The organism is Psychromonas sp. KJ10-5, from assembly GCF_055808325.1.
This window is the reverse complement of the sequence record NZ_CM147864.1, coordinates 257,772-281,125: the sequence shown is the minus strand read 5'-3', so window position 1 is coordinate 281,125 and position 23,354 is coordinate 257,772. Positions and strand designations below refer to the sequence as shown.

Here is a 23,354-nt window from a genome sequence, read left to right as displayed (position 1 = left end):
AGCTCAATCCTACTTAATTTTATTTTGGTCAATAATATACGCTCTATTATGGGGATAGTAATAATAGTTTCAAGGCTGTTAATAAAAACATTTTTAAGAGGTATACTGAAATTCATCACATTTTATCGAGTATGTATTTTATGACGCAAGACAATCAGAAACAAAGTCAATTTAAAACCATTGGACTCATTGGTAAACCTCAACATAGTGAAGCGTTACAAACCCTTACTAGTCTGTACTTTTTTCTGAAGGCACGTGGCCATGCAATTATCATCGATATTCGTCTTGCCGATGATCTACAGTTACCAGAAGTTCGTCACGAAGATTTAGTGGGCATCGGTCAAAAATGTGATTTAGCCATTGTCGTTGGTGGTGATGGTTACATGTTAGGTGCCGCGAGAGTATTAGCCCGATTTGATCTACCGGTTATTGGAGTAAATAGAGGTAACCTAGGGTTTTTAACTGACTTAGATCCAGATGACTTTGAAAAGCCATTAAGTGAAGTATTAGAAGGTACCTACCAAACTGAGCATCGCTTTTTACTAGAAGCACAAGTATACAGTCATGGACATCTAAGAAGCAGCAGTACCGCAGTTAACGAAGCAGTATTACATCCAGATAAAATTGCTCACATGATTGAATTTGAAATCTATGTAAATGATAATTTCATGATCAATCAACGTGCCGATGGTTTAATTTTATCAACACCAACTGGTTCTACAGCTTATTCATTATCCGGTGGTGGCCCAATTCTGACACCGAAACTGGATGCGATCAGCTTATTACCCATGTTTCCCCATACTTTAAATAGCCGCCCGATTGTAATTGACGCTAATAGTACAGTGCGCTTAAAAGTGGCACAAAGCAATGTTACAGAGATGCAAATCAGCTGTGATAGCCATGTAAACTTGTCTGTATTACCTGGTGATGAAGTGATTATAAAAAAAACGAAGCACCAGTTAACCTTATTACACCCACAAAATTACAACTATTTCCATGTACTACACACTAAATTTGGTTGGGGTAACAAGCTTTTCTAGGCACTCACCAAGTGATTGAGCAATCAGCATAAAATGAAATAATTAGCATAAAAAAGATAAACAGCACTTTACTGTTTAAATAAACAGTACTAAACTGTTTTTTTAAACAGTAGTTTTGTCGTTGTTAATATCATCATAGGATAACCATTTTATGCTAAGCCAATTAACTGTTCAGCACTTTGCCATCGTAAAATTCTTAGAACTTGATTTCCACCAAGGTATGACCACTATTACAGGTGAAACAGGTGCGGGTAAATCCATTGCTATCGATGCATTAGGGCTATGTCTTGGCGCTCGTGCTGATGCAAGCATGATTAGACAAGGCACTGATAAAGCAGAAGTCAGTGCACGCTTTAACTTAATTGATACGCCTAATGCTTTAGCTTGGTTAAAAAACAACGACCTTGAAAATACTCTGAGTGATAATCCGAATGAATGCTTGTTACGCCGCGTAATCACCCGCGAAGGCCGTTCTCGTGCTTATATTAATGCCGTTCCAGTTCCTTTGTCACAACTAAAAAGCTTAGGACAGTTATTAGTTAATATACATGGGCAACATGCACACCAAAGTTTATTACGCACTGATATACAGTTATCCATTATTGACGAATATGCAAATCACCAGCAATTACTGCAAAAGGTAAAAGACACTTATCAAGGCTGTCACTTTCTCAAAAAGCAGTTACAGCAACAACAATTAAGCCAACAAGAAAAACAAGCGCGTAAACAATTACTCGAGTACCAAATTATTGAGCTAGATGAATTTGCACTAGGTGAAGGTGAATTCAGTGAAATTGAAAGTGAGCATAAAAAATTAGCAAACAGTGGTGCATTATTAGAAAGTACCCAAGTAAGTTTAAACTTATTAGCTGATTCCGATGAGGTGGATGCACTCACTTTATTACAAAAAAGTATTTCTCTACTAGAGTCACAGGTTCAACATGATAACCAACTAGAGCCAATTGTTAGTGCATTACAAGAAGCAGTCATCCAGGTAGAAGAAGCGGGTTATGAATTACGCCAATACAGCGAAAAACTGGAGCTAGATCCAGAACAATTTGAGCAGCTTGAATCACGCTTAAGTGAGGCGATGACATTATCTAGAAAACACCAAGTACAACCTGAACTGCTGTATGATTTTCATCAAAAATTAAGTAAAGAGTATCAACAACTCAATAACAGTGAAGCACAAATTGAACAACTCACTGCAGAGTTAAATACAGCAAAACAAGATTACGTTAAACATGCTCAAAAACTTAGCCAAAGCCGTCAACGTTACGCTAAAGAGTTAAGTAAAAAGATTACTAAAAGCATCCAAAAATTGAATATGGAAGATGGCCAGTTCGAAGTTGTGATGACACAACATGAAAGTGATAGCCTGAGCCCATTAGGCATTGACGGAATCGAATTTCAAGTTGCAGCAAATGCAGGGCAAGGTTTACAAAATTTAGGAAAGGTAGCATCTGGTGGTGAGCTATCGCGCATTAGTTTAGCCATTCAAGTGATCATCAGTCAACGTGTTTCCACTCCTACCTTAATCTTTGATGAAGTGGATGTGGGTATTAGTGGTGCAACGGCTGCTGTTGTTGGTAACCTATTACGTCAACTAGGGGAAAGCACACAAATATTCTGTGTAACGCATTTACCACAAGTAGCAGGCAATGGTCATCAACAAATGATAGTGAATAAGCAAAGTGACGGTAAAAGTACTAACACCAATATGCAGTTATTAGATGAAACACAGCGTATTCGAGAATTAGCAAGACTGTTGGGTGGCGACAGTATTACAGAGCACACTTTAGCAAATGCGAAAGAGCTATTAATTGTTTGAGAATATTGAAACAAGTTGCAGTTAAGTCTCCAGGCTATAATGAGAGACTTAACATGTTGATAATTGATATAAGAAAATGATTAAGATTACAGATAAATTTGGTTAGCATTACTTGTAATAGAGCTTATTGCTAATTAAAGCCCAGTAATGCTAAGCATGGCCCTAATGGCAATAGGAATAATAAGTATTTACAGAGTAAGCCAAGATAAAAAAGACTATTTCAATTCATTTATTAACAAACTAAAGCCCTTCTCTTAAGGTCTATTTTCCACATTAAAAAAGTGATTCTTTTGCGACATTAGCTTAATAATATCTGTTGCATGTATCGGCTTAGAAATTAAATACCCCTGTAAATAGTCACAACCATTTTCAAATAACCAATTAGCTTGCTCTTGTGTTTCAACCCCTTCTGCTACCAAATCTAAGCCCATTCCTTTAGCCAGACCAATAATAGATTTAACAATACAGATATCTTCCTCTCCATTTGGTAAACCATCAACAAAGGACTTATCTATTTTTAGTTTAGAAACATTTAAGTTCTTTAAGCGAGAAAGTGAGGAATAGCCTGTACCAAAGTCATCAATCGATAATTGAATACCTAAGTCAGTTAGCTTTTCTATTTGTGTTGATAACACTTGAAAGTCCCCTGCCATCAACTCTTCTACTATTTCAAACTCAACTAAAGAGGCTGCAACTTGATGTGCTTTTAAACAGTCATCAATTTTATTTACTAACTGAGAAGAAAAAAGTTGTTCGGAAGAAATATTGACGGATATCCTCTGTAGGTCTAATCCTGCATTTAAAAATCCATTAATATCAGTACAGGTTTGCTCAAATATAGCATTGCCTAACTCCCCCATTAACCCTAATCGCTTTGCAATAGGTAAAATAATATAAGGTGAAATAATCCCCTTAGTTGGATGTATCCAACGTACTAACGCTTCCAGTGCAAAACCAGAACTCTGATAATCTTGTTTTACAATAGGCTGATAGAAGGGAACGATGTCACCATTATTTAAGGCATCAACAAATTCATGCTCTAGTGACGCTTCCTCTTGATACTCGATTAACCATACTGGGTTGAAATAAGAGATTGTGCCGTTACCTGCATTTTTAGCTTTTAACATAGCAATTTCGGCTTTACGTAGAGGATCTTTATCTACTAACTCTTTTATATAACAACTATATACGCCCAGACTAGCAGTTAAGTTAATGACTTCATTAGTAAAGGTTTTAAATTCATCGGTAAATTGTGCTTGGATCTTTAATATCACACTCTCTAATTCGTTTTGCTCCTTAAAATTAATTAACCACAAAGCAAATAAGTCACCACCGACTCGCGATAAACTATAGGGTGAACTAGCTGAGATAGATTCTAAACGACGAGCTATTTCACACAATAATTTATTAGCGAAGTCGTAACTAAAACGCTTATTGATACCAGTAAACTGATCTAAACCTATTAATATAACCGCACATTTATCATTGAGCGATGAGTGTTCAATATTCTGGGCTATCCTTTTTTGAAAAAATAGACGATTCTCCAAACAGGTTAATGGATCCACTCTTTCCATGTAACGTATTCTTTGTTTTTCAGAAAGCCATTTAGATTGGGCATATACCAATGAGATACAGTCCGCTACTGAAACAGCATAGGATATTTCAGCCATATCCCAATACTGGAATGTCTCTGTTTGCTCAATACACAATACGCCAGATAACTGGCCATCTTTAAAGATTGGTGCATCTAGCATTGACATAATATTAAGTGGGGTGAGGTAACCTTCTAAAAACTCTTTAGTTCTCAGATCGGTTCGAGCATTATCTGCGTTGATGACTCTGCTTGTATTCAATGACTTAAAATACATAGGACAAGAAGATTCTGCAATTTGTAACCCACTTTCAAATAGGTCATTCTTTTTGATATAGAGAAACTGACAAATAATGCTACTTTTATTGTTATTAAATAACCACACACTAGCACGAGCAACATTTAACAATTCACAACAAGATTTTAATATAGCCTTTATTCGACATTCAGAATCATCTTTTTCTGGATCACTATTTTCCACTCCAAGCTTTGTTAAAGATTGCTGTAAAGTTAAAAATTTATCCAATAAGTCCATGGCAATAACCCTTAATCAACCTTCATCTTTTAATATTTTGAAAGAAACAGTAAAAAGATATGCTTCATATAAATAAATCAGTGAACGAGTTAAAATTTTACTTTTCTTTTAATCAACATAGTTTATAACGATTCAGCTTATGATTGACACAAAATTACTCCTAAAGAGTAATTTTATTTACTTGATAAGTGACTTTATAGCCATATTTTTACAAAATTCAAATAAATGGTGAAAATGATACCTATTAAAATAGTAGAAGAATTAAATTAGTCCATTCATTTCTCTATAAACTACCAGTATTTCTTATTACCTCACTCAAGATATATTTGTTAGGTTTTTACTGCTGAATAAAAGCTATCAATAAAATATTTTGCTATATTGAGGGCATTTGTATAGATAGGCTTTAAATAATGAAAAAAATAGTAACACTACTCTTAATGATCACCTTAACAGGGTGTTCGCAATTCAATACATCAGAAGATATTAGCGTGCCAAGCAACCTTACATGGCAACAACACCAAAAACAGTTACAACAACTGGATGATTGGATCTTAACGGGTAAGTTGGCTATTTTCCTTGAATCAGAGCGCCAAACAGCAAATATTTACTGGCGACAACAAGGTGATAATTATGCCATTCAATTAACGACTTTCATCGGCACTCGAATTTTGCAAATCACTAAAAATGAACAAGGTGTTGAAATTATTGATAATGACGACCAAATTTATACAGGGCAAGATACAAATGCTTTAATTAAACAGCTTGCTCCAGGGCTTGATCTCCCCATTCAAGCATTGCAACAGTGGATCAAAGGCAACCCGGAAAAGGCTCCTTATCAACTTAATGATCAACAACAAGTGAGTAACTTATTGGGTACAGATAGCAGTGGCAATCAATGGGAAATTAGATATCAACAATACCAAGACTTTTCCGGCTTTTATCTACCTCGAAAAATTGACCTTAATCGCGATGATATCAAACTTAAAATAGCGGTTAGCCAATGGAATACCCAACAACAATAGAGTTTCATCATGCATATTGAAAAAATTCGTTGGCCAGCACCAGCGAAACTAAACCTATTTTTATATATCACTGGACAACGCTCTGATGGTTACCATAATTTACAAACCCTATTTCAATTTATTGAGCACTGCGACTTCTTAACCATTAGCGCAAATAAAAGTGGAAAAATCACCATAACGCCAGAAATTCAAGGCGTACCACTCGAAAGCAATCTTATTTATAGAGCAGCTCGTTTACTTCAAGAGCACACACACTGCTCCCTTGGTGCACATATCGAATTAGAAAAGAATCTACCTATGGGGGGAGGATTAGGAGGCGGTTCATCGGATGCAGCCACCACTTTGGTTGCTTTAAATTATCATTGGCAACTTAACTTAAGCGATCAAACCTTAGCAGCCCTAGGTGTTAAATTGGGTGCTGATGTGCCAATTTTTGTGCATGGAAAAGCCGCTATTGCCGAAGGCGTTGGTGAAAAACTGACAGCAGTTTCCCCTGCGCAACCTTACTATCTTATTGCAGTACCTAGTTGCCATATTTCCACGCCCGACGTATTTAAAAATCCATCTTTAAAAAGAGACACAAAAAAGCTTTCACATGAACAACTTATGAGCAATAAATGGACAAATGACTGCCAACCTTGTGTTAAAAAAAATTATCCCGAGGTTGCTAAGACTATCGACTGGTTGCTAGAATACGCTCCGACTCAAATGACCGGAACAGGTGCATGTGTTTTTAGTACATTTGAACACGCTGATGATGCTGAATTATTAGCAAAAAAATCGCCAAGTTGGTTAAATTGCTTCACCACTAAAGGCGTAAATATTTCACCATTACGTGAATTATTAACTACCAAACTAGATTAATTGATTTTGGATTAATCACACTTGTTAATGGCAAATTGCCATTAGCCAAATCAACAGGATGACAGAGGTCCTCATAGTGCCAAACATGAAATTATTTGCAGGTAACGCTACACCCGATTTAGCCCAAAAAATTGCTGATCGTCTTTTCATCAAATTAGGAAGTGCTGATGTAGGCCGTTTTAGTGATGGTGAGATACATGTTCAAATTAATGAAAATGTTCGTGGTGATGATATTTTCATCGTGCAATCGACTTGTGCTCCAACTAACGACAACTTAATGGAACTAATCGTAATGATTGATGCACTTCGTCGTGCTTCAGCAGGACGAATTACAGCGGTAATCCCTTACTTTGGTTATGCTCGTCAAGATCGACGTGTACGCTCAAGTCGTGTTCCGATCACTGCAAAAGTAGTCGCTGATTTCCTATCTAACGTAGGTGTTGACCGCGTTATGACTGTCGATTTACACGCAGAACAAATCCAAGGTTTCTTTGATGTACCTGTTGATAACGTATTCGGTAGCTCTGTACTACTTGAAGATATGTTAGAGAAAAAATTAGAAAACCCAATGATTGTATCACCAGATATCGGTGGTGTAGTTCGTGCTCGAGCACACGCTAAACTATTAGATGATGCAGATCTGGCAATCATTGATAAACGTCGCCCTAAAGCAAATGTTGCACAAGTAATGCACTTAATCGGTGACGTTGAAGGCCGTAACTGTATCATTGTTGATGACATGATCGATACTGGCGGTACATTATGCCAAGCAGCAGCGGCTCTTAAAGAGCGTGGTGCTTTATCTGTCTATGCTTACGCAACTCATGCAGTATTCTCTGGTTCTGCATTAGAAAATATCAAAAACTCTGTGATTGATGAGTTCATCGTAACGGATTCAATTCCATTAACAGATGAAATTATGGCGACAGGTAAAGTGAAGCAACTCACATTAAGTGGCATGCTGGCTGAAGCAATTCGTCGTGTAAGTAATGAAGAATCTATTTCAGCGATGTTTCATTACTAAAAAACAATAAGATAGCTATAAGGTCTTAGTGAGTTTTTAGAAAAGCGTTTATTTCTCAGAAATAAGCGCTTTTTTTTCGTATTTAATTTGTACAAAACAACTTACTGAGTTACTATGGCGCGCCTTTTTTATACACCCTTTTAATAAGGGGAAGGTGGTTATCGCTGGTCGCAAACGATAATCTATTTTAATTTGAGGAATTAATATTAATATCCTCATTAATGGAGTTTTACCATGTCAGTAATTAAATTAGTAGCTACAAGCCGTACAGACTTAGGGAAAGGTGCGAGCCGCCGCCTACGTCACACAGACCAAACACCTGGTGTTGTATACGGTGCAGGAAAAGATCCTGTTTCTCTAACTTTCGAACACAAAGAATTAATGAAAGTTGAAGGTATCGAAGCATTTTACTCTTCAGTATTAAGCCTAGAAGTTGACGGTGTTGCAGAGCAAGTGTTGCTTAAAGATATTCAACGTCACTCTTTCAAAGAACGCATCCAACATTTAGACCTTTTACGTGTTGATGCAACTCAAGCAATCACAACTACAGTTCCTCTTCATTACTTAAACGAAGAAACTGCAGAAGCTGTTAAAAACGGCGGCGTAGTTGCTCACTTAGCAAATGAATTAGAAGTAACTTGTTTACCAGCTGATCTTCCTGCATTTATCGAAGTTGATATTGCAAATGTTGAAATTGGTCAAACTGTTCATATTTCTGATGTTACACTTCCAAAAGGTGTTGAATCTGTTGAGCTTAGCAAAGGCGAAGAGCATGATTTACCACTATTAGCAATCACTGTTAAGAAAACAGCGGCTGTTGAAGAAGAAACTGAAGAAGCAACAGAAGCTGACGCTGCTGAGTAATCGTGTCAACTACGATTAAATTGCTTGTGGGCCTGGCTAATCCAGGCCCCGAATATGCAAATACTCGACACAATGCCGGACAATGGTACATACAACAACTCGCCTCTCAAGAAAATATCCAGCTAAAACCAGAAGCTAAATTTTTTGGCCACACTGGTCGTATTCAGTTTGCTGGAAATGACATTCGCTTATTAGTCCCAACTACCTTTATGAACCTCAGTGGTAAAGCGGTTAGCGCAATGGCAAAATACTACCAAATTAAACCTGAAGAAATTTTAGTCGCTCATGATGAGCTAGATATCGTCCCAGGTATCGCTAAATTTAAACTCGGTGGTGGTCATGGCGGGCATAATGGTTTACGTGATATCATTTCAAAACTAGGCAATAACAAAAATTTTTACCGTTTACGTATTGGTATTGGCCACCCAGGCGATAAAAATCGTGTTAGCGGTTATGTACTTGGTAAAGCAACGAGTACAGAACAAAATTTGATCGAGCAAAGTATCGATGAAGCAGCCCGTTGCACCCATATTTTAGGTGTCGATGGTATCGAAAAAGCGATGAATCGCTTACATAGCTTCAAAGCACAATAACAGTAAATTAATAGGATAAAATCATGGGTTTTAAATGTGGTATTGTAGGTTTACCCAACGTTGGTAAATCAACCCTTTTTAATGCATTAACCAAAGCAGGCATTGAAGCGGCTAACTTCCCTTTTTGTACTATCGAGCCTAACACTGGCATTGTACCTGTACCTGATCCACGTTTAGACCAACTTTCTGACATCGTAAACCCACAGAAAGTAATACCAACAACAATGGAGTTTGTTGATATTGCAGGGTTAGTTGAAGGTGCATCAAAAGGTGAAGGTTTAGGTAATAAATTCCTAGCTAACATCCGTGAAACTGACGCAATCGGCCATGTTGTGCGTTGTTTCCAAGATGAAAATATCGTTCACGTAGCAGGCAAAATCGATCCACAAGAAGATATTGATATCATCAATACTGAGTTAGCATTAGCTGATTTAGAAAGCTGTGATCGTGCTATCTTACGTTTAGGTAAGAAAGCAAAAGGCGGCGATAAAGATGCTAAATTTGAATTACCTATTTTAGAACGCATCAAGGCACATTTAGAAGCAGATGGCATGGTTCGTGGTTTAGACTTCGAAAAAGAAGAGCTAGCGGCTATTCAATACCTAAGCTTTTTAACTCTGAAACCAACAATGTACATTGCTAACGTAGCTGAAGATGGTTTTGAAGATAACCCATTCTTGGACAAAGTACGTGAAATTGCAGCGAAAGAAAATGCAGTTGTTGTGCCTGTTTGTGCTTCTATTGAATCTGAAATAGCTGAATTAGACGATGAAGATAAAGCAGAATTCTTAGAAGGTATTGGCCAAGAAGAGCCTGGTCTAAACCGTGTTATCTATAGTGGTTATGAGCTATTGCACTTACAAACTTACTTCACAGCTGGCGTAAAAGAAGTACGTGCTTGGACAGTGCCTGTAGGTGCAACAGCACCACAAGCAGCTGGTAAAATTCACACTGATTTTGAACGTGGCTTTATCCGTGCTGAAATTATTGGTTTTGACGACTTCGTTGAATGCAAAGGTGAAGCAGGAGCAAAAGAAGCTGGTAAATGGCGTTTAGAAGGAAAATCATACATCACACAAGATGGTGATGTGATTCACTTCCGCTTTAACGTTTAATTCGTATAATTGATACAACGTTAATGATAAAAAACGGCAACCTAGTTTGCCGTTTTTTTATTTTGTAAAAAGTGCTTACGCGATTAAAAAGCTAATTCCAACCTATTCCGACCATTCTCTTTTGCTTTATATAATGCAATATCAGCACGTTTGAGCAAACTATCAAAATCTTTATCTTGATCAGATATTTTTGCCATACCAATACTGATTGTTACATTTATGCCATGTGGGTTAAGACTCTCAATCGCATCTAGAACAGAAATCGCCTTATTAAACGCTTCTTCATCCTCACACAAATCAAATAGAATTACGAACTCTTCGCCGCCCGATCTAGCGGTGACATCGCTTTGCTCTCCACTTGCAGCTAGTGCTTCGCCGACTTGTTGTAAAACAATATCACCCACAGAGTGGCCGTGATTATCATTGATCGATTTAAAGTGATCGACATCAATCATTAGTACCCATAATGGATGCTGTTCTTGTTGTGCAGCCTGTATTTTTTGCTTCGCAACATCCATCAAATAATGTCTATTATATAAACCCGTTAACTGATCATAAAAAGCTAATTGATTTAGCTTATCTTGTTGTAACTTAATAGTTAAATGGGTGTTCACACGTGCAGCGACAATAGCAGGGCGAAATGGCTTAGTGATGTAATCCACAGCACCAACCATCAGACCTTTCTCTTCATCTTTTTCACCTTGCAATCCTGTCACAAAAATCACAGGAATAGCTGCAGTCACAGGATTTGCTTTTAATAATTCACACACTTCATATCCATCCATTTCAGGCATAGATACATCCAATAAAATTAAATCGGGTTGTGGAATTTGTGCCGCTACCTCTAGACATTCTTGTCCACTATGCGCAGTTTTCATTTCGCATAGGCCTTTGATGCATGAGGCTAACATTTTTAAGATACTGGGCGAGTCATCAACTATCAGCACCATTTGCTTATTAGACATTATGTAATAACTCCCTTTTAACCAATTAACAGCAATAGATAAGCTATCTATTGCTTTATATTTCTATTCTGCACAAAGTTGAATATCTAGCCCTTGCTCAGCAAACAAACTGAGTAGTTTAGGATCTGACTTAGGATCGGTTACCAGATAGTTAATTTTATGTGTACCACATACTTTGTAGGTACTCATTTTTCCAAGTTTCAAATGTGAAGCTAAGGTCACCACTTGTTCTGACTGTTCAATGATAGTTGCTAACGTTTCAGCTTCATCAATATGATTAATACTCAAGCCTTGACTAGGGTGAAGTGCACAGACCCCTAAGAAGCAAGTGTCGAAATGAATCTTTCTGAGCATTGCATTGGTAGTTGCCCCTAATGCCATCACAGCTGGTTTAAATATTTTTCCGCCTAATAAAATGAGTTCAATATTATTATGATGGATTAGTTTAGTTGCCACTAGCGGACTAGGCGTGACAACCGTAAAGCTAAAGTCTGTTGGTAAATTCATAGCCAACTGAAGGCAGGTGCTTCCAGAATCAATAAGAATAGTATGCCCTTCTTTGATTAATGGAATTGCCGCTAGCGCAACGCGCTGCTTTAACGGGTCAATCTCTTCATGACGTTGACGATACTCTTGATTCTCATGCTGTAAAGGCAATGCCCCGCCATGAACACGTCTTAGCTGCTTGAGTTCATCCAGTGTTTTTAAATCTCTGCGAACCGTATCTTCAGAAACGCCTAATTGAACACTTAACTCTGCCGCATAAACTCGGCCTAATTGGCTGAGTAACGCTAAGATTTTACTGTGCCTTTCCTGCTGTAACATAATTTACCTTACACTTTTTCTCTGATTTTACTAAAGCAACAACTAATATCTACTTTTAAATACAGTGGCTTTGCACCGAGTCTCATTATTTCGTATTTTAAATTCAGATACTTAAATGATTTCTGCAGCTTTAAATTGATAACAGTCTGCTAACCGACTAAAGCCAGCAGAAGCCCCTTTGCTCACATGAATTTGATGATTAATCCGTTCTTTTAAAGCATCTACATGTGAAATGATACCAATTAACTTACCGCTAGCATTTAGACGCTCTAACGCTTCTAAAGCTACTTCTAAAGTACTAGCATCTAACGTGCCAAAACCTTCATCTAAAAATAGAGATTCAATTTGTGTTTTATGGCTCACTAAATTCGATAATGCGAGTGCTAAACCAAGGCTCACTAAGAAGCTTTCACCACCGGATAAGGTTTTCACATCGCGAACCGCATTAGCCTGCCATAAATCAATTACCTGTAATGCTAAAGGTTGATGGATATTACGTTGTAGCTGATAACGTTGATGTAAATTAGCCATCTCTTTATTGGCTAGGTACACCAAGTTATCTAATGTTACCCCTTGTGCAAAGGTTCTAAACTTCGCTCCGTCAGCCGACCCGATGAGCTTATTCAGCATCTCCCAATGGAGCGCTGTTTGTTGCTTTTCTTGTTGCTGTTTTACAATACCTTGCTGTTTTAATTTATTAGCATCATCGGATTGTAATAAGCCAAATTTAGTCGCATAAGTGGTTTGATGTAATTGCATCTGTTGCTGTAATGCCAAGATTTCATCTTTCACTTGATGTAATGATTTATCTGTCAATTTAATGGCTTTCAACTCAAGCTGTTGATTCAATAACGTCTCCAATCGTGTATTTTCTTTCAATACATCATCTTGAAGTTGCTGACGTTGTAAAAGCAATACTTTGATCTCTTCTGGCGCCAAACGAGCCTTAATGTATTCAGCTTGATCGGTAAATGCAGAGGCTACTAATGCTTTTTCAAACTGTGCTGATTTTGTTTTACTCTGGGCTGCGTACTGCTTTTCAGAAGCAGTTATTTGCACTATCTCACCTTTCATTGCTTGCGCTACATCTAATTGTACTTGTAATGCTTTATTGACCTGTTCGAGCTGTGCTTGGCTAGCGACTAATTTAGCATTAGCATTGTCACGCAACAGCTGTTCGCTTTGATCGCCAAACTGCTCTGCTCTTTGCAATTGTAAGTGATCTATCTGTTCTGTTAATGCTGTCGTTTTTACCTTAACTTCATCTAAGGCCAGTGTTTGTTGCTGCACCACTTGAGCCTGTAACTTTATTTGTTGGGTTAACTCGTTTAGTGCTGTTGCTATCTTCTGTTCGTGTTGCAATTGTGTTTTATATTGTTCTACTTGTTGTGTCGCTTGTTCAATCCATTGTTGTGGTGCATCAAATAACAATTTACCTAAGACTTTATCTGTAATCGCCTGCTCAGGTAGAGCATCAGTAATCGCTGAGTGTAATGTTTCAACTTTCTGTTTAGCTTTTGTAAACTCTTGTGATAGGGACGAAATTTGTTCTACCAGTCTATTTTCTTCATAGCTATTTTGCTGCTGTTTTAGTGACAGTTGATGCTGCTGCTCAGAGATGCTTTGTAACTGTTTCTCTACCTCAATATGACTTTGTTGCAATGCTCTTATATTTTCAACCTGTTGTTGAATAGCAGCATGTTGACTTTCAAGCTCATTACTCAATTCAATTAACTGCTGGCTGCTGCTTGGATCATGTGAGCGACTTTTTAAATACTCATGATTTAACCAAAGCTGCTGTTTTTCATTTTTATCATTTAACAGTAATTGTTGTGAGGCTTGCAATTCAGTGAACTGCTGAAGCTTAGATTTTAACTGACCATTTAATTCACTGTAAGCAGATCGCGCTTTGATCAATGCCTGTTGTAACTGCTGTAGACGTAATTGATGCTCAGGCACATCAATTTTTTGATAACTCACTAGTGCAGGGTGAGTTAATGATCCACATAAAGGACATGGTTGGTCTTTTTGTACCTTTAACTGCAACTCAGTTAAGCTTTGAATAATTTGTTCTTGTTCTAATAGCTTTTCAGTATTCGTTACATCAGCCGCTAATTGCTTACCTTGGTCCTTCAAACTGTTTAACTGAATTCTGTCATCATTAATACTGTTTTCTAAACGGGTTAGATCACTGTGCTTTTTAAATAGCTCCGCTTCAATCAGATCTAATTTCTCCGATATAGGCAACCCACTGTGTATTTGTTTTAATTCACTTTGCAATAATGTCAGTCGCTGATTAGCTCCCTCCAAAGAACTCCCTGGTAAAGTATCGTTTGCTGTACTTATATCATGACTTAATTGCTGTAATTTTTCCTGTAAAGGGGCAGTACTTGTTAGAAGTGTTTGTAGCTCTTGATTCGCTTTCTGATTATTCGATACAAATAACTGTTTGGCCTGTTCAGCTTCAATTAAAGACTCCGATAGACTGACAGCTTTAGTTTTTGTTTCATCCAATTGGTTTAATTGTAACGTAACACTAGAGAGGCTCTCACTCAGGGTGGGTATATAAGCCTGATCCTGCAACAGCACTTGGATCTCTTTTAACTGCGCTTGATAATCTTCGACCTTTTCCTGTATTAAACCTAGCTCATGCTGACTCAAATCAACTTGTTTTTGTTTACTAGTCAACTCTAATTGTAAACTTTGGTGTTGCGTTTTTTTATCAGTAATCGCAATATCTAAAGGTACTAATACTTTATTTATCTCATCAATTGCTTGTATTGTTTCTTCCTGTTGAAGCGACACACTACTTGATTGTTGTAACTGTTTTTTCTGTAAAGAGTCGATAGCAACACTGTTTTGTTTTTCTTTTTCAATAATATTGGCTAGTTGTGCTTTAATTTTTGTATGTTGTTCCAATGCGTATTGTTGCGATTCATAAATAGGCGTCAGTTTTTCAGCTTTCTCAGCGTTGACTAAGCTTATTTCTTTGCTTTTGAAAGCATTTTTTTGAGCTTCAATACTTTCAATCTTTTGTTTTTGATCGACAATCGCCTGGTCGTATTTAGCATTTTCTTGTAACCAACTTAATGCTTTGTCTAAGGTTTGTGCTTCCTTAGTTAAGCTTTTCTGTTGTGCTGCAAGTTGCTTGACCTCTTCTGCTAAGGCTTCTCGGTCAGCTTCATCTAATACACTCAACACTTTTGCTTGCTCTGTTAATAGAGTTAACTCTGCTTGTATCTGTTTATTTTGCTGATAAACATATTGTGCTATTTCGCAATAGATCTCTGTCCCTGTTAACTCCTCTAATAGCTCAGCGCGCTCACCACTAGATGCATTTAAGAATGCAGCAAAACCACCCTGCGCTAACAGCATAGATTTAGTAAAACGAGAGAAATCAAGTCCAGTTAGTTCAGTAACTTGTTTTAATACATCACTGCTTTTTGTCGCTAACACTTGCCCTGTTACTTCACTTAACTCGCACAAAGGAGCTTGTAGATTGCCATCTGCATGATTACGCGCACGTTTTTGCGACCAATAAACACGATAGGCTTTATTTTTAACAGCAAACTCAACTTCCGCTAAACAATCGCCAGTTCCGCGTGTCATCAACTCATTTTTGCTTTGTGTTAATTTATCCAAACGTGGTGTTTGTTGATATAAAGCTAAACATATCGCATCTAAAATTGTACTTTTACCTGCGCCTGTTTGCCCAGTAATGACGAACAATGCGTTATCTTGAAAGGCTTGATCTTGGAAATCTATTTTCCATTCACCCTTCAAGGAGTTTAAGTTTTTAAAACGCAGCGATAAAATTTTCATGATTGATGCTCCACTGCTGATAACACCTCAGCAAACAGCCCTTTAAGTTGATGCTTTTGTTCATCACTTATATTGTCTTCAATATCCAAGCGATGTTCAAACAACTGCGCAGGTGTTACATTTTCTAAGCTTTTTTTATCGTTTTCTTGCCATTGATTAGTTTCATTAATTTGCGGGCAACTTACTTTTAAAATATCAATCGCAGTTCCTTCCACTAATTGACTTAAATGAGTGTGTAAATCAGACATATATTGTGCTTGTTTTAATTTTACTTCCACCCAAACCGTCTCATCTTTTAGCGAAGCTTTAAGGTCATTTATTTGCTCTGAGATCGATTCTAAATCACCGCTAATTATATGTAGCTGCTGAAAAGACGGAATATCAAGCTCACTTACTTGTAAATCGTTTTTATCTGTAAACTCAATAATATTGACTTTCTTGGTGTGTTTACTTTCGTCAAAACTTAATGGGATAGGTGACCCGCAGTAACGGATCACATCAGATTTTTGTACTCGTTGCGCTTTATGTAAGTGCCCCAATGCAATGTAATCGAACTTAGGAAATAAAGCCGCAGGGAACGCAGTTAAAGTACCAATGTAAATCTCACGTACCGAATCAGATACCGAACATCCCACAGTGGTTAAATGACCACTGGCAATAATTGCAGTATCAACAGGCAACTTGTCATTTTTAATCTTATTTTCTGCTAAATCGTAAAGTGACTGATAAGTATCAGCAATACCTTGTTGTAATGATTGTTGCTTTTGCTCTGCAGAACTGCCCTGCTCACTGAGCATGACATCGTTAGCGCGTAAAAAGGGTAAAGCACACATTAATGCCTGCTGTTTACCTTCCTGATCTTTTAACGTAATAAGGTGTTCAGATAAATCATCACTTAATCCCGCGAGAACAGATACATTTAATGCACTTAACAACGATTTACTTTCATTTAATACAGCAACACTATCGTGATTACCTGACACAATAACTAACTGTGAACAAAAACTCTGTTGTAGCTGCACAACGAAGTCTGCATATAACTTTCGAGCATAGGAAGCAGGCGACGCACTATCAAAAATATCCCCAGCAACAATAACCGCATCAATTTCCTGTTTATTGACCACCTCAATTAACCAAGATAAGAATCCCTTATGTTCGCTTTCACGTGTTTTCATCATAAAATACTGGCCAAGGTGCCAATCTGAGGTATGTAATATCTTCATAGTTCACTATCATTGAGTTTAATTACCTTCAGTTTAACTTTTTCATTGATAGAAAACTCTACAACAAGGCTGTTTTTAGTTATGTTTGCACAAAATAAAAACAACTTGACTAGCATTTAGGCAAATAAACAAAAAAACCTTTTTTTTCTTAAAAATTAGTTGACGAGGTACGTCGATATCCGCATAATGCGCCCCATCGAAACGACGCACTGTTTTACAGAGCAAGTTAAGATTAAAGTAAAAATGGCTACATAGCTCAGCTGGTTAGAGCACATCACTCATAATGATGGGGTCCCAGGTTCAAATCCCGGTGTAGCCACCATTTACTTTACGCGGAAGTGGCGGAATTGGTAGACGCGCTAGATTTAGGTTCTAGTATCGTAAGGTGTGAGAGTTCAAGTCTCTCCTTCCGCACCATTCTTTATTTTATAAAGAATCCAATCAGAGAAGTTCAACTCTTTAAAATCAATAATTGGGATATCGCCAAGCGGTAAGGCACCGGGTTTTGATCTCGGCATTCAGAGGTTCAAATCCTCTTATCCCAGCCACATTATCTAATGCGTTTCTAACGAATTAGAATCCTTGAAGAAGGTTAAACTTGAAATAATGTTTTATTTAGTTATAAAATATTACAGAGAAGTAAACTCTTAAAATAACAACTGGGATATCGCCAAGCGGTAAGGCACCGGGTTTTGATCTCGGCATTCAGAGGTTCAAATCCTCTTATCCCAGCCACATTCGCGGAAGTGGCGGAATTGGTAGACGCGCTAGATTTAGGTTCTAGTATCGCAAGGTGTGAGAGTTCAAGTCTCTCCTTCCGCACCATTCTTAACCACACGTTAAGAAATAAATAAACCAGCTAATATGCTGGTTTTTTTATACCTAAAATTCAATGGATTGAAAGACGCGCTAGATTTAGGCTCAGCGACTCCCAAAGAACGCGCAAGCTCTGAGAGTTCAAGTCTCTCCTTCCGCACCATTCTTAACCACACGTTAAGAAATAAATAAACCAGCTAATTTGCTGGTTTTTTTATACCTAAAATTCAATGAATTGAAAGACGCGCTAGATTTAGGCTCAGCGACCCCCAAAGAACGCGCAAGCTCTGAGAGTTCAAGTCTCTCCTTCCGCACCATGCTTAACCACACGTTAAGAAATAAATAAACCAGCTAATATGCTGGTTTTTTTATACCTAAAATTCAATGAATTGAAAGACGCGCTAGATTTAGGCTCAGCGACTCCCAAAGAACGCGCAAGCTCTGAGAGTTCAAGTCTCTCCTTCCGCACCATGCTTAACCACACGTTAAGAAATAAATAAACCAGCTAATATGCTGGTTTTTTTATACCTAAAATTCAATGAATTGAAAGACGCGCTAGATTTAGGCTCAGCGACTCCCAAAGAACGTGCAAGCTCTGAGAGTTCAAGTCTCTCCTTCCGCACCATTCTTAACCACACGTTAAGAAATAAATAAACCAGCTAATATGCTGGTTTTTTTATACCTAAAATTCAATGAATTGAAAGACACGCTAGATTTAGGCTCAGCAACTCCCAAAGAACGCGCAAGCTCTGAGAGCTCAAGTCTCTCCTTCCGCACCATTCTAACCACAGGTTAAGAAATAAATAAACCAGCTAATATGCTGGTTTTTTTATACCTAAAATTCAATGGATTGTGCATCCTAGCACTTATTACAACATTTAAATGACTAGTGGTAATATAACTCATGTTTCAAAGGCGATATTATTAAAAATAAAAAACGAGAAATTTATGTCTAATCCCCCCTGTCCAAAATGTCATTCTGAGTTTGTTTACGAAGATCAAAATCTACTGATTTGCCCTGAATGTGGATACGAATGGAGTCCTGCAGAACTGCTTGCAGAAGCTGCGCTTTTACAAGTCAAAGATAGCAACGGCACGCCATTAAATGATGGTGATAAGGTCACCATGATTAAAGACCTTAAAGTAAAGGGTAGCTCTACGGTGATTAAGGTTGGTACTAAAGCAATTGTGAAACGAGTAATTGAAGGCAAAGATCATCAACTTGACTGTAAAGTAGATGGCATTGGTGAAATGATGGTAACAGCACAGTTTGTGAAGAAAGCCTGAGAAAAATAAAGAATCAAAACAAGGAAGTTCGACGTTCATAATTAAGGCTTTAATCTTAATTGGGTTAATGCAAATTCTATTAAAAATACCATCAACAAGTTTATATGCCGGACCTTAAACTGGCATTGTTTTGTGTTTAGCCTTACCATGGAATGGGAGCTCTTTAATGCGGTGATCGACACTTCAATTTCAGGCGTAATACTCTTTACTGTTGGTTATTAGGTCGATGGAGTGATTGATATTTGTGGTCTTAGCATAGGGTTAGTTTATCTTTGATACGTCATTTTATTAATGTCGTAAACAAACGATGTTTAAGGCCATTTAAAAATGCACGATGCCGCTACCCTATAAAACAATATTAGGTTAAGTTACAATTAGTTAAGTTTAACTCGTTACAATATCTCATTAAGTTAATGATAATATCTAGTAATGCCATAAAGGAGAAATGGAGACATTATGTTTACTAAAGAAATGGTACATACCGCCTTACAAACTTGGTGTGACAATGTTGTTAAAGTAGGAAAGGTTCACTCTGAAGGTGGCGATGCACAGGCATTTTCTCTTCAAGTATTATCCGAAAGTTACGACTACGATAACGGCCACGTACTGTTTAAGCCAACCCTCACATTTGGCCAACAAACTTTCCGCCCTACTAAAGAAGGCGCACTTTCATATTTTGTTGGTGGCAATAGTGAGTTTCCAAATGATAACGGCTTTAAGCTTAAGCCTTGGGTAAAAGTTTGGTACAGCAAAGAAGACTTTATACTGCATGGTGATTTAGCGATAGTGCAATGTAATGTGCATTTCATCGGTGAAGATGACAGTCATATTTTTGTAAATAAGAGCTTTGTATTTAAGATATGTGAAGATGGCAAAGTACGTATTATCTTGCATCAATCTTCGTTACCTTATCAACCTTAAGTAGTTCTTCATCCACTTATATGTTTTTTAAAAAATGAAACCAGCTCTTTGCTGGTTTCATTTTAATTACCTATTTAGCTTTGTTATTTTTAGCCAATATAAAAGAGCCACAAACACACCAAAGCTCAATGATATATAACAAAGCGGCGTTCCCATTTCACTTCTTGGGCAAACTCCCCCTTGAAAAAACTCCAACAAGCTACCTACAACAGCAAGTAATACAACCGGGATCCAACCTATGATAAATAGCCACTTTGAATATTTTATGCGCTCAAATAAAGTAGCTATCAACATTAAAAAATAACCTATGCTAACAATATAACAAGCCGGTATATTGATAACCGATGGGCAAAGGGCAATACCTGTTACAGTTAAATAAGATACAGAAACGCCGCTGTACAACCCTACACTCAGCGACACTAATAAAGCTGCTGTGATGACTCCGACAATCAATTTTTTTAAACTATCATTTACGTTAGCTGGCATACTAATCATCTTTTATAAAAATTTTTGTACGTTCTGTGTAATGCATAAATTGAAATAGAAAATATAATCAGATGCACGACATTCATTGCTGCAGGTAATAACCACACTCCAATACTTAGACCAGTGAAGTAAGTTGCAAAGATCCCACCTAAAATAACGGCAGGGCTAAACAAAGCTACCCAGCGAGGATAAAGGGTTTTACCTATTGCAATACGCCATATCCAAAGTATAGAGACAATAAGCACTGCTAAACGTAAAGCATTCACCAAGGGTTCATTATGCGCGCCAAATTCGCTTAATAAATGTTGTAATTGCAAAGCAACGTCTGGATCTGTTGTATTAGTTATTTCATGGGCTGTTAACGCTAAATAAATACGCCCTCCTAACCAAGCATTTCCTACCATAAAAGCATACCCCCCCAGTAAAGTAATAATACAACCATGTACTTTACTACCGCCTTTAATAAACATTTGCCCTAAGTGCCAATACCCTAAAATATATAATGGAGCCGCTAAGGTACTAAAAAAGTGTCCTATTGTTAGCCTTTCTTTGCTCACATTGGCGAAGTAACCATACCCTTTAGCTTCATAGCCACCAAGTGGAGAGAACTGTAAAGTAAACTCTCCTATTCCTACTAACAAAGCGGCTAGAAACCCAGCCACACCTGTAACCAGTAGTATGTTATATGTTTTTTTATCCACAAAAATACTCTCTTATTAATAATTTAAAGCGCTAGGCTTTTATTTAATATCAATGTTGATTATTGATAATCAGCAAGGTTAATCGTGGAATCCACTTGAGGTGAATCAATACTCACTGTTTTGCCACTTTGATAATTAACCTGTATTGACTTAATCTCAGTTTGATTATTTAAACCAAAAAACAGGTCACTAGTCTGATCAGAGCCCAAGCCTTCGCTACTATAAAACTGGTTAGTATAGGTTTGGCCATTTTCCATAGTGAGTGTCACTATTGCACCTAATGAGTGAGTTTCGTCTTTAAATCGTACTTTTAACCAATGACGCTCACCACCATTGTTAATAAAAGCACGTAACTTACCGTTTAAATTACCAATAACTGCATCAGGCCAACCATCTTGATTAAAATCAGAGACAACTGTAGTTACACCAAAGTGTTTATTGATAATGCCAGCGACTTCCTCTACGGGTTTGAATGTGTTCTCCTGGTATTGCTGTAATAGGTTTCCAGGATAGAGATCTAAGTGTTCAACAGCAGGAAAACGGATATAGTTTTGAGTTATAAGGTAATCAGCTAAAGAATCGTTATTAAAGTCATAAGAGACAAGCCCCCAGCCAAATCCATATTTTGCTGCATTGTTTTCTAATGCAGTGTCCTTGAATTGAAAGTCACCTTGGTTTTCTAGCAAGATGTAATCTTTATTTAAGGTTTGATCTTCAGTTAAATCCCCTACTACTAAAAAGTCAGGCAAGGTTTTTCCTACGTTACTGAAGTATAAATCTAAGAATCCATCATTATTATAATCACTAACAGCAATACCCATGGGGTAACTATAGGTAACAGGCAAAGTGATATTATTAAAAGTTAAATCGCCGTTGTTTTTAAATACACGGACAAACCCAGTGTCTTGAGCAACAACTAAATCACTTAACCCATTATTATTTAAATCAACAAAAACAGCTGTGAAGGTATTATGTTGCTCAAATACACCTGAAGATTGAGTAATATCAGCGAAAGTATTATCACCGTTATTTAAAAGTAAATTACTAATGCCGCCATAAACTTGATTAAAGATAGTTTCACCTTCTACGTATTCAGGACGAATATAGTTAGAGACATATAAATCAACAGCACCATCATTATTAATATCACCGAATGAAATAGATAAAGGCAATGATTTTTTGTCTAAGGGAAATTCTAATTTTTTCCCAATAAAACCTTCACCTGTGTTTTCATAAAGGTATACCCCACTGCTTCGAGCAACAAAGAGATCTACCCAACCATCGTTATTCGCATCAATCGAAGCAGCCCCATAGGTAGGGTCATCTTTGGCTTTATTAAACCATCCCTGCATTGGCATACTAACCAAGGAATTATTTACATATTTTTGTAAGCTATCTTGCTGGCCAATGCCACCACCAACAAAGATCTCATCGATATTGTCATTATCTATGTCGATAGTAGATAGCGCCATAAAAGGTAACCCCACAACAAAATCAGATTGATGTGTAAAATCAGTGCTAATTTCAATAAAACGTAAATCTGTTTCGCCTTGTGATTGTTCTGCACCTTGTATGATATAAGTTACAATTCTAGTAAAAAAGAATGAAACACATATTAGAATACCGATAATAATCAACGATATTTTTTTCCATTTACTCATAGTTTTCTCCGGTAGGTGTTCAATATATTCGTCCTTGATAGGAGTAATAATAATGAGACCCGAAAAAACGCTTAAAACATTCAATTTTTATACAAAGTGAGTGTAATAAGTAAAATATAAGGCTAGGAGAAAAATAAAACCGTGATGGTTTAATAGAGGGAATTAAAG

18 protein-coding genes and 5 tRNA genes are annotated in these 23,354 nt (G+C 37.2%); 15 read left to right on the top strand and 8 right to left on the bottom strand.

Features of this window, described 5'->3' with window-relative positions; translation table 11 throughout:
* Positions 1 to 140 precede the first annotated feature (140 nt).
* A complete protein-coding gene (gene nadK, locus AC0L3W_RS01390; protein WP_290041565.1) occupies positions 141 to 1,040 on the top strand; it encodes an NAD(+) kinase in 900 nt (299 codons plus the stop codon).
* Positions 1,041 to 1,191: 151 nt separating this feature from the next.
* Positions 1,192 to 2,871: a DNA repair protein RecN gene (gene recN, locus AC0L3W_RS01385; protein WP_290041567.1), complete on the top strand. Its 1,680-nt coding sequence runs from the start codon at positions 1,192 to 1,194 to the stop codon at positions 2,869 to 2,871.
* Between the two features lie 254 nt (positions 2,872 to 3,125).
* Here the strand turns inward: recN and AC0L3W_RS01380 are convergent, their stop codons facing one another.
* Positions 3,126 to 4,997 carry a sensor domain-containing phosphodiesterase gene (locus tag AC0L3W_RS01380; protein ID WP_409439848.1) on the bottom strand — a complete coding sequence of 624 codons (1,872 nt, stop codon included), beginning with the start codon at positions 4,995 to 4,997 and terminating at the stop codon, positions 3,126 to 3,128.
* A gap of 410 nt (positions 4,998 to 5,407) precedes the next feature.
* Between AC0L3W_RS01380 and lolB the strand changes: the two genes are divergently transcribed.
* The 6 genes from lolB to ychF all read left to right on the top strand — a co-directional run bounded on the left by lolB (position 5,408) and on the right by ychF (position 10,479).
* Complete coding sequence (lolB, locus tag AC0L3W_RS01375) at positions 5,408 to 6,019, top strand: lipoprotein insertase outer membrane protein LolB (RefSeq protein WP_290041571.1); 612 nt, start codon at positions 5,408 to 5,410, stop codon at positions 6,017 to 6,019.
* Between the two features lie 9 nt (positions 6,020 to 6,028).
* Positions 6,029 to 6,883, top strand: a complete 855-nt coding sequence (gene ispE, locus AC0L3W_RS01370) for a 4-(cytidine 5'-diphospho)-2-C-methyl-D-erythritol kinase (protein ID WP_409439849.1) — start codon at positions 6,029 to 6,031, stop codon at positions 6,881 to 6,883.
* 76 nt (positions 6,884 to 6,959) lie between these two features.
* On the top strand, positions 6,960 to 7,907 hold the full coding sequence (locus AC0L3W_RS01365) for a ribose-phosphate pyrophosphokinase (protein WP_290041575.1): 948 nt from the start codon (positions 6,960 to 6,962) through the stop codon (positions 7,905 to 7,907).
* A gap of 234 nt (positions 7,908 to 8,141) precedes the next feature.
* A complete protein-coding gene (locus AC0L3W_RS01360; RefSeq protein ID WP_290041577.1) occupies positions 8,142 to 8,771 on the top strand; it encodes a 50S ribosomal protein L25/general stress protein Ctc in 630 nt (209 codons plus the stop codon).
* A 2-nt stretch (positions 8,772 to 8,773) separates the two neighbouring features.
* Positions 8,774 to 9,364, top strand: coding sequence for an aminoacyl-tRNA hydrolase (pth, locus tag AC0L3W_RS01355; RefSeq protein ID WP_113820207.1), 591 nt, complete (start codon positions 8,774 to 8,776; stop codon positions 9,362 to 9,364).
* Between the two features lie 23 nt (positions 9,365 to 9,387).
* Complete coding sequence (gene ychF / locus AC0L3W_RS01350; RefSeq protein ID WP_333383215.1) at positions 9,388 to 10,479, top strand: redox-regulated ATPase YchF; 1,092 nt, start codon at positions 9,388 to 9,390, stop codon at positions 10,477 to 10,479.
* An 83-nt stretch (positions 10,480 to 10,562) separates the two neighbouring features.
* Here ychF and AC0L3W_RS01345 read toward each other — a convergent pair whose 3' ends face one another.
* From AC0L3W_RS01345 to sbcD, 4 genes are all read right to left on the bottom strand, one after another.
* Entirely contained in the window at positions 10,563 to 11,444 is an 882-nt protein-coding gene (locus tag AC0L3W_RS01345; RefSeq protein ID WP_290041582.1) for a diguanylate cyclase, read from the bottom strand.
* A gap of 63 nt (positions 11,445 to 11,507) precedes the next feature.
* Positions 11,508 to 12,269: a DeoR/GlpR family DNA-binding transcription regulator gene (locus tag AC0L3W_RS01340; RefSeq protein ID WP_290041583.1), complete on the bottom strand. Its 762-nt coding sequence runs from the start codon at positions 12,267 to 12,269 to the stop codon at positions 11,508 to 11,510.
* 111 nt (positions 12,270 to 12,380) lie between these two features.
* The gene (locus tag AC0L3W_RS01335) at positions 12,381 to 16,091 is read right to left on the bottom strand and encodes an SbcC/MukB-like Walker B domain-containing protein (RefSeq protein ID WP_409439850.1); all 3,711 of its coding nucleotides are present in this window, start codon (positions 16,089 to 16,091) and stop codon (positions 12,381 to 12,383) included.
* Positions 16,088 to 17,314 (bottom strand): exonuclease subunit SbcD, encoded by a 1,227-nt coding sequence (gene sbcD, locus AC0L3W_RS01330; RefSeq protein WP_290041585.1) that lies wholly within the window; start codon positions 17,312 to 17,314, stop codon positions 16,088 to 16,090. The genes AC0L3W_RS01335 and sbcD overlap by 4 nt, the downstream gene beginning before the upstream one ends.
* 245 nt (positions 17,315 to 17,559) lie before the next feature.
* Here sbcD and AC0L3W_RS01325 point away from each other — a divergent pair.
* The 7 genes from AC0L3W_RS01325 (at position 17,560) to AC0L3W_RS01295 (ending at position 20,338) form a co-directional block, all read left to right on the top strand.
* Positions 17,560 to 17,636: transfer RNA gene (locus AC0L3W_RS01325), tRNA-Met, on the top strand.
* Between the two features lie 10 nt (positions 17,637 to 17,646).
* Positions 17,647 to 17,731 (top strand) — tRNA-Leu (locus AC0L3W_RS01320).
* 56 nt (positions 17,732 to 17,787) lie between these two features.
* Positions 17,788 to 17,862 (top strand) — tRNA-Gln (locus AC0L3W_RS01315).
* Between the two features lie 112 nt (positions 17,863 to 17,974).
* Positions 17,975 to 18,049, top strand: a tRNA-Gln gene (locus tag AC0L3W_RS01310).
* Positions 18,050 to 18,054: 5 nt separating this feature from the next.
* Positions 18,055 to 18,139: transfer RNA gene (locus AC0L3W_RS01305), tRNA-Leu, on the top strand.
* Between the two features lie 939 nt (positions 18,140 to 19,078).
* Positions 19,079 to 19,417 (top strand): zinc ribbon domain-containing protein YjdM, encoded by a 339-nt coding sequence (locus tag AC0L3W_RS01300; protein ID WP_409439851.1) that lies wholly within the window; start codon positions 19,079 to 19,081, stop codon positions 19,415 to 19,417.
* Between the two features lie 456 nt (positions 19,418 to 19,873).
* On the top strand, positions 19,874 to 20,338 hold the full coding sequence (locus AC0L3W_RS01295) for a hypothetical protein (protein WP_290039864.1): 465 nt from the start codon (positions 19,874 to 19,876) through the stop codon (positions 20,336 to 20,338).
* A gap of 66 nt (positions 20,339 to 20,404) precedes the next feature.
* Here AC0L3W_RS01295 and AC0L3W_RS01290 read toward each other — a convergent pair whose 3' ends face one another.
* From AC0L3W_RS01290 to AC0L3W_RS01280, 3 genes are read right to left on the bottom strand one after another with little or no spacing between them, the layout of a single operon-like run.
* Positions 20,405 to 20,824: a hypothetical protein gene (locus AC0L3W_RS01290; protein WP_409439852.1), complete on the bottom strand. Its 420-nt coding sequence runs from the start codon at positions 20,822 to 20,824 to the stop codon at positions 20,405 to 20,407.
* A gap of 5 nt (positions 20,825 to 20,829) precedes the next feature.
* Positions 20,830 to 21,525, bottom strand: coding sequence for a DUF6796 family protein (locus AC0L3W_RS01285; protein ID WP_290039866.1), 696 nt, complete (start codon positions 21,523 to 21,525; stop codon positions 20,830 to 20,832).
* Positions 21,526 to 21,584: 59 nt separating this feature from the next.
* A complete protein-coding gene (locus tag AC0L3W_RS01280) occupies positions 21,585 to 23,186 on the bottom strand; it encodes a CRTAC1 family protein (protein WP_409439853.1) in 1,602 nt (533 codons plus the stop codon).
* Positions 23,187 to 23,354 lie beyond the last annotated feature (168 nt).